The 10,270-nt window shown below is 54.8% G+C and carries 12 protein-coding genes; 8 read left to right on the top strand and 4 right to left on the bottom strand.

Going from position 1 to position 10,270, the window contains the following annotated elements:
- The first annotated feature begins 48 nt into the window (after positions 1-48).
- Together CPAR_RS11160 and CPAR_RS06710 are read left to right on the top strand one after the other, a co-directional pair.
- On the top strand, positions 49-306 hold the full coding sequence (locus tag CPAR_RS11160) for a hypothetical protein (protein ID WP_041466154.1): 258 nt from the start codon (positions 49-51) through the stop codon (positions 304-306).
- A 43-nt stretch (positions 307-349) separates the two neighbouring features.
- The gene (locus CPAR_RS06710; RefSeq protein ID WP_012502560.1) at positions 350-544 is read left to right on the top strand and encodes a hypothetical protein; all 195 of its coding nucleotides are present in this window, start codon (positions 350-352) and stop codon (positions 542-544) included.
- Between the two features lie 68 nt (positions 545-612).
- On the opposite strand, the gene CPAR_RS10645 is transcribed toward CPAR_RS06710, so the two are convergent.
- The gene (locus CPAR_RS10645; protein ID WP_012502559.1) at positions 613-1,383 is read right to left on the bottom strand and encodes a hypothetical protein; all 771 of its coding nucleotides are present in this window, start codon (positions 1,381-1,383) and stop codon (positions 613-615) included.
- 205 nt (positions 1,384-1,588) lie between these two features.
- On the bottom strand, positions 1,589-2,146 hold the full coding sequence (locus CPAR_RS06700) for a hypothetical protein (protein WP_012502558.1): 558 nt from the start codon (positions 2,144-2,146) through the stop codon (positions 1,589-1,591).
- A 303-nt stretch (positions 2,147-2,449) separates the two neighbouring features.
- Here CPAR_RS06700 and CPAR_RS06695 point away from each other — a divergent pair, with 303 nt between their 5' ends.
- The gene (locus CPAR_RS06695; protein ID WP_012502557.1) at positions 2,450-2,764 is read left to right on the top strand and encodes a hypothetical protein; all 315 of its coding nucleotides are present in this window, start codon (positions 2,450-2,452) and stop codon (positions 2,762-2,764) included.
- Positions 2,765-2,950: 186 nt separating this feature from the next.
- On the opposite strand, the gene CPAR_RS06690 is transcribed toward CPAR_RS06695, so the two are convergent.
- Positions 2,951-3,199, bottom strand: coding sequence for a hypothetical protein (locus CPAR_RS06690; RefSeq protein ID WP_012502556.1), 249 nt, complete (start codon positions 3,197-3,199; stop codon positions 2,951-2,953).
- Positions 3,200-4,022: 823 nt separating this feature from the next.
- Between CPAR_RS06690 and CPAR_RS06685 the strand changes: the two genes are divergently transcribed.
- The 5 genes from CPAR_RS06685 to CPAR_RS06665 all read left to right on the top strand — a co-directional run bounded on the left by CPAR_RS06685 (position 4,023) and on the right by CPAR_RS06665 (position 9,130).
- The gene (locus CPAR_RS06685) at positions 4,023-4,811 is read left to right on the top strand and encodes an ABC transporter ATP-binding protein (protein WP_012502555.1); all 789 of its coding nucleotides are present in this window, start codon (positions 4,023-4,025) and stop codon (positions 4,809-4,811) included.
- 199 nt (positions 4,812-5,010) lie between these two features.
- A complete protein-coding gene (gene tpx / locus CPAR_RS06680; protein ID WP_012502554.1) occupies positions 5,011-5,511 on the top strand; it encodes a thiol peroxidase in 501 nt (166 codons plus the stop codon).
- Between the two features lie 133 nt (positions 5,512-5,644).
- Positions 5,645-6,304 carry a riboflavin synthase gene (locus CPAR_RS06675; protein ID WP_012502553.1) on the top strand — a complete coding sequence of 220 codons (660 nt, stop codon included), beginning with the start codon at positions 5,645-5,647 and terminating at the stop codon, positions 6,302-6,304.
- Entirely contained in the window at positions 6,301-7,659 is a 1,359-nt protein-coding gene (locus CPAR_RS06670) for a replication-associated recombination protein A (protein ID WP_012502552.1), read from the top strand. The genes CPAR_RS06675 and CPAR_RS06670 overlap by 4 nt, the downstream gene beginning before the upstream one ends.
- A gap of 58 nt (positions 7,660-7,717) precedes the next feature.
- A complete protein-coding gene (locus CPAR_RS06665; RefSeq protein ID WP_012502551.1) occupies positions 7,718-9,130 on the top strand; it encodes a TolC family protein in 1,413 nt (470 codons plus the stop codon).
- A gap of 198 nt (positions 9,131-9,328) precedes the next feature.
- Here the strand turns inward: CPAR_RS06665 and CPAR_RS06660 are convergent, their stop codons facing one another.
- Entirely contained in the window at positions 9,329-10,267 is a 939-nt protein-coding gene (locus CPAR_RS06660; protein WP_012502550.1) for a class I SAM-dependent methyltransferase, read from the bottom strand.
- Positions 10,268-10,270 lie beyond the last annotated feature (3 nt).

Here is a 10,270-nt window from a genome sequence, read left to right as displayed (position 1 = left end):
GTATGAATTGACATCTTGATGCTCAAAAAGATTTAGGGGGATTGTCGATTGTTGAGTTTTGTTGGAGCCTCTTTACAAAGGGGGGGGAAAGTTTTACGTTATCAGTTCAGGCAATCGGGTCTTCCATCCGGAGAAGAGGACAAGGCCGCGTTCGAGGGCTGGAGCGTTTTTGCGGATGAGTTTGAGTTTGCCGATATGCTGTTGTGTTTGTTCGGCGAAAGCGCTGCAAGTAAACTTTGGTGCGGCTTTTTTGTATTCGGTTTTGTCGTCGCTGGCGATGTAGCCAATTTCCCGGTTTTTCCATAGATTTGTGACATCGTTTCGTCAACCCGTAAAATCATTTTTTGCTATGGCTTTGATGGATCCGGCAAGCTGGATGTTCGTGCTTGTTGTCAGTATCGTCTGCTCGATTGCGTGCGCGATTGTTTCGTTCAATAAAGGGTATCGCGGTTCTCCGGTGTTCGCGTGGTTCGCAGCGGGTTTCGTGTTCAGCGTGTTCGCACTGATTGCCATCATTCTCGCACCGCACCACCACGAGGCGTAAATGGGGGCTGATGGCAAACAAAAAGGGAGCCGTGCGTGGCTCCCTTTTTGTTTGCTTGATGCTGGATCTTACCTGTAGTCTCGATCCCGGTCTCTGTTCCTGTCATTATCCCGGTCTTTGCGTTCACCGTCATCGTTTTTGTCGCCCCGATCGAATGAGCGCTTCTGTTCCTGATCGGACTGAAATCTCGGTTTGAAATCCCGTTTGTTGTCGTTGTTTCTGTAATCAGGATTGCTGTTGAATCGTCCATCAGATTTGAAGTCCGGTTTCCCGTCTTTTTTGTCATCTGAACGGCGATCCTTTCTGAAATCCTGCCTGAAGTCGGGTTTGGTGTCCAGCCTGCCCTCGGGTTTGAAATCCTTTCGACCGTCAGGCCTGAAGTTCGGTCTCTCATCCGGCCTTCTGTCACGCAGGTCGCGGTTGTCCCGGATTCTCTGTTCCCTGAAATGCCTGTCCCAATAGGAGCGGTCGTGGCGGCGGTACTCGTAGTCGCGGCGGTGCCAGATGTCGTTCCATTTATGCCTTCTGATTTGCCAGGGCAGGTCGTAATATCTCACCAGCCTCCACGGGCCGCGGTAGTAGGAGGCGCGGTACCAGTTGCCGTCGCGGAAGACGAAATAGAAGTCGCCGAAACGGATGAGATCGTAGTCCCAGCCATACGAAACGTAAAAGCCGTAATCATCGAGATAGATGAAGTCGGGATAGTTGCTGACGACAAGAACCGGACTTCTGTTACCCATGCTGATATGGACGTTCAATTCGGCCTTGGCATCGCTCTGTGGCGCGAAAAGCAGGACGCCTGCGATGCCAGTGGTTGCAAGAAAGAGTGATTTTTTCATGGTCGGTAGCTTTGGTTTATACACTTGACTGCAAGAGCATGTGCTGTATACTCGTGGAGAAGCGCGCTGCATGTTGCGCCTTCTCGTTCTCAACCATATGACGTTGCCGTCTGGCGATTTCTTTCACTTGCGTAAAAAAATCTTTTTCAGCGGGCTGAGAACAGTGCTTGCATGGGTCAAGCTTTGCCTTTTGCTACCGATCTGTTCAGCGCAGGTCGCGGATTTTTTCCAGCAGCACTTTGTGGGTGGAAATATCCGGATCACTTTCAGAGAAGCCGTTCAGTTCGAGGTTTTTGGCTACGAATTGGAGCAGGCGGCCATCGAGGTGTTCGGCGATGCCAAGCATGTGAGAGCGATGGTGCAGCAGTTCGAACAGAATCACTTTTTCGGCCTGGTTGCGCTTCATCTTTTCGAAAATGCGGGCCATAAGTTCGTCATCGATATGACGTGAAACTTCGCTGAAGTATTCGAGCGGGAGGTCGTTGGCGTAACCTACAGCCTGGTCGACGCCCATAGTCCGGCAAACGCCGGCTGAAATCTGCGGGCGGATGTGTTCGACCATGAGCGGTATGACGATGAAGTGCGGAATGAATCGCACGATCGAGCCAATGGCGTGATAGAGTTCGTCAAAGCCGTCGGTTTTATTGTTCACCACGTCTTTAACATAACCCGCGAGTGCTTCCTGTGCTTCAGCATCAAGCGTTTTGAGGGATTCGGGCAGAGGGGTTTCAGTCCAGGCGAGCGTTTGTTCGATAGATGACATAGGAGGATAGTATTGTCCGGCGACAGAAAGCCGGAGTTGATGCCGGGCAGGTTGCTTTTCGGCGCAGTACTGCGTTCAATAATGGTATTCAAAATAATGGTGAAATGAAAAGCAATTACGCGAGTTTGCCCTAAGGCTTTTCGCGGCGCGCGACTTGTTGTTTGTGTCATTGATTTTTCGTTTCGCCGGAATAAAAAATATTCGCAATGATTACTTTGTTTTTGGGCGTACAGCAATGGTCTACACGCGCTGTTGTTCTTCAGTTTCACGTTCAAACAACCTTATCGAAAGGAGTAAAACTGTATGGCGACTATTAAAGCGGATTTCGACAGCTACAAAATCTGGTATTACAGCGGTCATCCCTATGAGGCGCTGATCTATGTCTATAAAGACAAAAAGTATGTCGGGCGTATCGTTTTCTTTAAGGATGACGCGGCGATACCGGCGAATGCAAGCTATCCTGAGCCGTCGATTCACTATCCCTTGAGCCGCTTCGATCATGTGGTAAGCATTCTGCGCGAGGAGAAGCCGCTCTACCTGCACCTTAACCTCACCAACAAGATTGGTACGGTAGCTACTGCCGACCTCGAACCTACCGGAGAGGAAGAGGGTGTGTAAGCGATTTCGTGATGATAACGATCAAAAAGCCCCGTCTTCAGCGGGGCTTTTTCTTTGAGGTTTTTCAGGCGTGAGTCGGACTTATGGTGTATTGGCTATCCTCTGCTCAACAATCGAGCGCTGGGAGCAAACGGGTAGGGCAACAAATGTTTGCAGTAAAGAACAATCCGATCTTTTTACAGGCTATCAGGCTGCGATGACTTTCTGTAATTTGACAATGGCCGCTTTTTTCGCTTTGCGTCCTTCCTCCCAGTCGCTGCCGAACATGGCGGCTTCGCTGATTTTGTCCATAATGGAGGTCAGACTTCTGATTTTTCGCCTGTCTGAACCGCTTACTTCAATTTCCAGAATCGCATTCTGCAAGCACTGGATTGCATCAAGGAACTTATCCTTTTCGATATGCTGGATGGCGAGTTGTGCTATATTTGCTGTCATGGTTTACTAACGTAGTTGTATTGTGCCAAGGGGCTAAAGAATGTTTTTAGAATGACAACGTTGTCGAGAAAAGATCCCTCAGGCAGCTTTTTGGATTTTGAAGTTCAAAATACGTCATCTTTGTGACGTACCTTTATGCTCAAAATATATGAGATGCGACTATTATTTGCTAACGGTTTGTGTAGCCTATATAATCGCATTCCAGGGAACACAGGAGTTACGTAAATGCTTCCGGGATCAAGTTATCAGTTTGACGTTAATGCCCTTCAGTTTCTTGCGCGATCCGCGAGGTGAAGTTGTATCAGTTGAAGCTGCCGTTTTTTGTGCTGCCTTCTACGTCTTGTCTATTCGTATCGCTTTGCCTCTTCAGACTTGTTCGTAGCCTGATCGGGTTGCCGTGGTGTGTCAGGATTGGCCGGAAAGGTTTACTTGTGAATCTCAGAAGTTCATTAGGGCTTCTTGCCAATCGTTTACAGACTGAGCATGTTCAGGAATGGCCAAAGCAAGATTATCGCAATGGCTAACCTTATTATTTCCACGGGGAGTGTCAATGATGGGTACGAATGTAAAGATTTTAGAGGATTATTTCAATGGAGATCTACCCGAAATTTATCAGTGCCCTTACAAAACCTAAAAGCGTTTTTTGTGAAGACATTGCAGCGGCGTTTTTGTGGTGTAATAAGTGTGTTGTGTGATCAAGCGTTGGTGAAGTGGCTGGTATCCTGAGGAGAGAAGTGGGGGAATGGAATATTCAGAAAGGAAGTATAGTTTTAGACGGCACTTGTCGTTTAAACGTAAAGGATAACAGAGAGGCAGGGTGGTTGTGGAGCATATTTTTGAGTTCAGCAATATCAGCGCCTATCGGGGCGGCACCAGGGTATTCGATGGGTTTAACCTGACCATCCGCAAAGGAGAGAATACGGCTATTCTGGGGCCGAACGGGTCTGGGAAGACGACGCTGATGAAACTGATTTCCCGGGAGATTTATCCGGTGCATTCTGAAAAGAGCCGGATGCTGGTGTATGGGCGCAACCGGTGGAATGTGGAGGAGTTGCGTTCGCGGCTGGGGATTGTGTCCAATGACCTCCAGCAGGAGTACGGTGCTTGTGCGCGAGGGCGGGATGTGATTCTTTCGGGTTACTATTCGAGCATCGACGTGTGGCCGCATCAGATGTTCAGCGCCGATGAGCTGGAGCACGCCGAAACGTTGATGGGGGAGCTTGGCATTGAAGCGCTGGCCGAAAGGCCATACGGCAGGATGTCGACCGGGCAGCAGCGGCGCTTTCTTCTGGGTCGAGCACTCGTGCACGAGCCCGAAGCACTTTTGCTCGACGAACCGACCAGCGGCCTCGATATTCCAGCGACTTTCCACTACCTCGACACGGTCAGGCGGCTGATGCGTCATGGTACTCAGCTTATCCTCGTGACTCATCACCTGCACGAGATCCCGCCGGAAATCAGCCGGGTGGTGTTCATGCGAGACGGTCGGGTTGTAGCTGATGGAGGCAAACAACAATTGCTCACCTCCGGGCCAGTTTCGGAGCTGTTCGAGTGCAGCGTCGAGGTTGTCGAGCGAAACGGGTTTTATCAGGTGTTACCGGGGAGTCGTTGACCGTTGATAACGGCCGATTTTGTTGGTCTTCTTGGTTTTGTGCTCTCACTCGGAAATCGTTCTTTGTCCCTTTGTCTCCATCTTATTTGTGCGGACTTTGTTGCTTCTGTGACTTGGCGGGAACGGAACTTTCCTGTAACTGGTTAGTCAAGCAAGTGCTTTTGAATGTTTTCATATAATCATTTAAACCATCTCCATTATGGCAACAATTACCCTGAAAGGTAATTCCATCAATACTGCCGGTGAGCTTCCGGCAGTCGGCAGTCAGCTTCCTGCATTCACTCTTGTGAAAAGCGATCTGTCTGAAGTAACCCAGGCCGATTTTGCAGGCAAAAAGGTTGTGCTGAACATTTTTCCGAGCCTCGATACGGCTGTTTGCGCTGCATCGGTGAGGCGTTTCAACAAGGAAGCCGGTGAGCGCGGTGATACGGTTGTACTTTGCATCTCCGCCGATCTGCCGTTCGCGCAGGGCCGTTTCTGCACCACTGAGGGACTTGAAAATGTGGTGTCGCTTTCAGTATTCCGTTCGCCCGAGTTCGGTGGCGATTACGGCCTGACCATCACCGACGGCCCGCTGAAAGGCCTGCTTTCACGCGCGGTGATCGTCGCCGACGCCGCAGGCAAGGTGCTTTACACCGAACAGGTGCCCGAGATCGTGCAGGAGCCTGATTACGATAAAGCGCTTGCGGCGCTCGCCTGATTCCTTCTGATTTTTCGTGCAAGCCATGCCCGCGTGATTGCGGCATGGCTGCCGACTCATCCTTTTTTTTGTTACTATATTCATCCGGTTACGCCGGATTTTTTCATTTGTTATCACCAAGAATCGTACAAGGATGTTTACCGGAATCGTAAAGGATATTGGCACGGTCGAGAGCGCCGCGCGGCAGGGAAGCGGGATGCGGTTGAAGGTTCGTTACACTTCGCAGGCGGAGTTCGGCGACCTCTGCATCGATGAGAGCGTGAGCATCGGCGGCGCTTGCCAGACGGTTGTGGCGACGGGGCCGGGGTGGTTCGAGGTCGATACGGTGGCTGAAACGCTCAAGAAGACGACGCTCGGCTCGTTCCGTCCGGGTGCGAAGGTCAATCTCGAACGTGCCGTGCGGCCAATGGATCGGCTCGGCGGACACTTCGTTCTTGGCCACGTCGATGGCGTCGGGCGGGTTTCGCGCATCGAAGAGGTGGGCGGCAGCCGGATGATTTCGGTGGCGTTCGACTCGCGCTTCGACGCCTGGATCGTCTCCGCCGGTTCCATCGCCATCGACGGCGTGAGCCTCACCGTAGCGTCGGTCGAGCCGGGCGAGTTCACCGTGGCGATCATCCCCTACACCTTCGCCAACACCACCATCACCGGTCTCGCTGCCGGGAGTGAGGTGAACCTCGAATTCGACATTCTCGGCAAGTACGTCGCTCGGCAGCACTCCGCCGCTGCGCCGCCGTCGCAGGAGTCGAGCCGTATCACCGAATCGTGGCTCAGCGGCCAGGGGTTTGCATGATGCCGGACGAACACGCGCAATCCGACCTGTTCGGCTACTCCGATCCGGGCCGCTCGTCCGGCAAAGGGAGTGCGTTCCAGCCGCTGGCCGAGCGGGTGCGTCCGCGCTCGATCGACGAGCTGTTTGGCCAGGAGCATCTCGTTGGCCCCGGCGGGCCGGTCAGGAGCTACCTCGAACAGGGGCGGATTCCCTCGATGATCTTTTGGGGGCCGCCCGGCTCCGGCAAGACCACGCTTGCCGAAATCTGCGCCGGGTCGCTGAACTACCGCTTCGAGCAGCTCTCGGCGACCGACGCGGGCGTCAAGGATGTGCGCCGCGTGCTGGAAGTCGCGCAGAAAAGCCGCTCCATCGACGGGCGGCAGATGCTGCTCTTCATCGACGAAATCCACCGCTTCAACAAGGCGCAGCAGGATACGCTGCTTCACGCCATCGAGCAGGGCCTCATCGTGCTGATCGGCGCGACTACCGAGAATCCGTCGTTCGAGGTGAACCGCGCGCTGCTCTCCCGGATGCAGGTTTACATTCTCAATCCGCTGAGCGAAGCCGAGGTGCAGCGCGTTGTCGAGCGGGCCATCGGGAGCGATCCGCAGCTCGCCGCCGCCGGAGTCGAGGTGCGCGACATGGAGTTCCTGTTGGCCTACGCGGCGGGCGACGCGCGAAAGGCGCTCAACGCGCTCGAAGCCGCCCTGTCGCTCGCGCCGCTCGGGACCGCGCCGATGGTGATCGACCGCAAGCTGCTCGAACAGGCGCTCCAGCACCGCGCTCCGGCCTACGACAAAGGCGGTGAGGCGCATTACGACACGGTGTCGGCCTTCATCAAATCGATGCGCGGCTCCGACCCTGATGCGGCGCTCTTCTGGATGGCCAAAATGATCGACGGCGGCGAAGACCCGAAGTTCATCGCCCGCCGCATGGTGATTTTCGCCAGCGAGGACATCGGCAACGCGGACCCCTACGCGCTCACGCTCGCCGTTTCGGTGTTCCATGCCGTCGAACTGATCGGCCTGCCCGAAGCGCGGATCAACCTCGCCCAGGGCGCGACCTACCTGGCCTCGTGCCCGAAATCGAACGCGAGCTACCAGGGCATCAACGAGGCGCTGTCGGAGGTCAAAAAGGGCGCCGCCAACGCCGTGCCGCCGCTCTACCTTCGCAACGCCCCGACCGACCTGATGAAAGAGATCGGCTACGGCAAAGGCTACCGCTACCCGCATAGCTTCCCCGGCCACTTCGTCGATGAGCACTACTTCCCCGAACAGATGGAGCCAAAAGCCTACTACCGCCCCACCGGCGAAGGCCGCGAAAAGTTCATCCGCGAACGGCTGGAGGGGTTGTGGAAGGATCGGTACGGGGAGTGATTGCATTGCATAGACGCTGGTGGTATATTTGAAGCACAACTATAATTCATACCCCGCCATGAGCCTGCTCAGATTTTTCATTCCTCTTTTTCTTACGCTTTGCCTGGCGTGGCCGGCCTTCGCCGAAACCAAGCCTGAAACTGAAGCTGAAATGCCCGTCGGATCGGAGCAGCCCAAAGCAGCGCCGCTTGTTATCAGTCTTGACGATGCCGTCCGGATCGGGTTGCAGCATAACCGGCAGCTTGAGATTGCGCGCCTGGACAAGCGGATGGCTGGGCAGAAGGTTCGGGAGTCGTGGGCCGAGGTTCTGCCGCATCTTTCGTCGAGTTTGACTTACACCCGCACGCTGAAGCCATCAGTGATCTTTTTGCCGTCAACCATTTTCGGTGGCACTGGAGGCACGCAGGCGATCGAGATCAGTTCAGACAACTCATCGGTTGCGTCGCTCAATCTCAACCAGAATATCTTCAAGCTCTCGGCTTTCGCGGGCATCAAGGCTTCCGGGCTGGTGCGCGAGATCAGCGACGAGTCGTATCGCAACACTAACGCCGAGGTGGTGACTTCGATCCGCCGGGCCTATTATGACGTGCTGATTGCAGCTGAAAACCGTAAGCTTGTCGAGCAGAGTATTGCCCGTTGGGAGCAGGCGCAGCGCGATACTGATGCCCTGTTCCGGCAGGGAGTTGCGGCCGACATCGATACGCTCAAGGCCTGGCTTTCAGTCGAGAACCTCAAGCCGGATCTGATTCGTGCGCGTCACGGAGAGTCCATCGCAGCCACGAAACTGAAGGTTGTCATGGGGATCGAGCAGGATACTCCGCTCGCGCTTTCCGACTCTTTGGCTTTTACTGAAATTCCTGTTCCGCAGGGAGTTGCTGCTGCGTATCGAGAGGCGCTCGATAATCGTCCCGACGTCAGAAGCCTGGGGCTTCAGGTCGAAGCGGAGAATGAAAAGGTAACCGCCGCACGCTCCGAGGGTTTGCCGGTGCTTAGCGCGTTTGGTCAGCTCCAGGCGCAGACTCAGTTTGATGACGACACCGCGCTTGATTCGACCCGCTGGCCGGTTTCATCCTCTGTGGGCTTGCAACTCAGCGTCCCTATTTTTTCAGGTTTCGCAACCAGCTCGCGGATCGAGCAGGCCAAGATCAATCGCTTGCAGCAGAGAACCCGGTACGAAGACCTGAAAGCGCAGGTCAGGGCCGACGTTGAGGTTCGCCTCTCGAACCTTATCGAGGCTCGCAAGCGCATCGACGTGCAGTCGAAAACCATCGCTGTCGCCGAGCGCAGCTACCGCATTACGCGTCTCCGCTTGCGTGAAGGTATCGGCTCACGACTGGAACTGACCGACGCCGAACTGCAATTGCAGACCGCCAAGACCAACTACCTGCAAGCGGTGTATGATTATCTGATCGCAGCGACTGAATTGGAGAAGTCTCTCGGCCGTATCAATCCTCCAGGGCAGGAGATGTGAGGACGGTTGATCGTGGGGAGGAGGGCAGCCGCAAGGGCTGCTCCTACAAAACAACCAAGAACATCATCAATCCCCTTGCGCTTCTCGTAGGAGTAGCCCTTGCGGCTACCCTTTTCGCGTGTTAGTGTGAGCAGGGAAGGCACAGGATCCCCCCTACGAAAGATTCATAATCTATCAACCATAATCCCGCGCAGGCGGTTATCCCTTCAGCCTGACCGCGCGGACGACGATGCTCGATGCTCGTTTCGGATCGATACCTGCGAAAAGCGAGCCTGTTGTCCGAAGCGCGGCTCGTGCGAGGCCGCCGATGCCGAACGGTTGCCCGTTGACTTCGCGATCCAGCTTTTCGCTGTACCAGACGTTGTAAACGGTATCTGGCAGCCATTTGCCGATTTCGATCACTGAAAATCCGTGTTTTTTGAGAAGCGCTTCCAACGTTTCAGGGGTGAAGTGGTAGAGGTGGCGTGGGGCGTCGAGGGCGATCCAGTTTCGTCCGTAACGGCGTGCGTCATCGCTGTCGAGGTTGGGCAAGGCGATGATAAGCTGGCCTCTCGCATCGAGAAGCTCTCGAGCTTTGTCCAGATTTTCACCAATCCGGTGCAGGTGTTCGAGCGCGTGCCAGAAGACGATGCGGTCGAAACGGCAGTCAATGCTGGTGTCCGGTAATTCCGTTTTCGTGACGTGCGCGAGTCCGGCGGTTCGGGCTGCCGAGGCGGCGTTGGGGTCGGGTTCGATTCCCCAGAGATTTTCCGTCGGAATGCCGAAATCCTTCTGAAGCCGAAGCAGCAATCGGCCCGACGAGCAGCCGACTTCGAGCACCTTTGCCGATCTGGCAGGCTTGTCGAGTTCTTTCATCACCAGTCTCGCTTTTCCGGCCAGCAGCAGATCGCTGAGCGCAAGATAGGCGCGGTCGCGCAATGAACGGGAGTTGGTTTGGTTCAGGAACGGGTCGTAGGATTCAGCGGGGTAGTGTGCGGCCATTTCGTTCGCATCGGGCCGGGGATCGAGCATGACGAGGCCTGATTTCTTCGAGCGCACAAGATGCCACGGTTTGCCGGAAAGGTTGAATCGGTCGGGAACCTGCATCAGCGGGGTGAACTCCCGGTTTCCGGAGAGGGGGCAGGGGGCCGATTCCATGTG

This window comes from Chlorobaculum parvum NCIB 8327, assembly GCF_000020505.1.
In the GTDB taxonomy this organism is placed as follows: domain Bacteria; phylum Bacteroidota; class Chlorobiia; order Chlorobiales; family Chlorobiaceae; genus Chlorobaculum; species Chlorobaculum parvum_A.
The sequence above is the reverse complement of the archived record's forward strand: the minus strand, read 5'-3'. Positions and strand labels throughout refer to the sequence as shown.

Excerpts from the sequence above, each read along its gene's own strand:
- CPAR_RS06710 (WP_012502560.1), top strand. The coding sequence starts at position 350 with ATGGCTTTGATGGATCCGGCAAGCTGGATGTTCGTGCTTGTTGTCAGT.
- CPAR_RS10645 (WP_012502559.1), bottom strand. The coding sequence starts at position 1,383 with ATGAAAAAATCACTCTTTCTTGCAACCACTGGCATCGCAGGCGTCCTG.
- CPAR_RS06700 (WP_012502558.1), bottom strand. The coding sequence starts at position 2,146 with ATGTCATCTATCGAACAAACGCTCGCCTGGACTGAAACCCCTCTGCCC.
- CPAR_RS06695 (WP_012502557.1), top strand. The coding sequence starts at position 2,450 with ATGGCGACTATTAAAGCGGATTTCGACAGCTACAAAATCTGGTATTAC.
- CPAR_RS06690 (WP_012502556.1), bottom strand. The coding sequence starts at position 3,199 with ATGACAGCAAATATAGCACAACTCGCCATCCAGCATATCGAAAAGGAT.
- tpx (WP_012502554.1), top strand. The coding sequence starts at position 5,011 with ATGGCAACAATTACCCTGAAAGGTAATTCCATCAATACTGCCGGTGAG.
- CPAR_RS06675 (WP_012502553.1), top strand. The coding sequence starts at position 5,645 with ATGTTTACCGGAATCGTAAAGGATATTGGCACGGTCGAGAGCGCCGCG.
- CPAR_RS06670 (WP_012502552.1), top strand. The coding sequence starts at position 6,301 with ATGATGCCGGACGAACACGCGCAATCCGACCTGTTCGGCTACTCCGAT.
- CPAR_RS06665 (WP_012502551.1), top strand. The coding sequence starts at position 7,718 with ATGAGCCTGCTCAGATTTTTCATTCCTCTTTTTCTTACGCTTTGCCTG.
- CPAR_RS06660 (WP_012502550.1), bottom strand. The coding sequence starts at position 10,267 with ATGGAATCGGCCCCCTGCCCCCTCTCCGGAAACCGGGAGTTCACCCCG.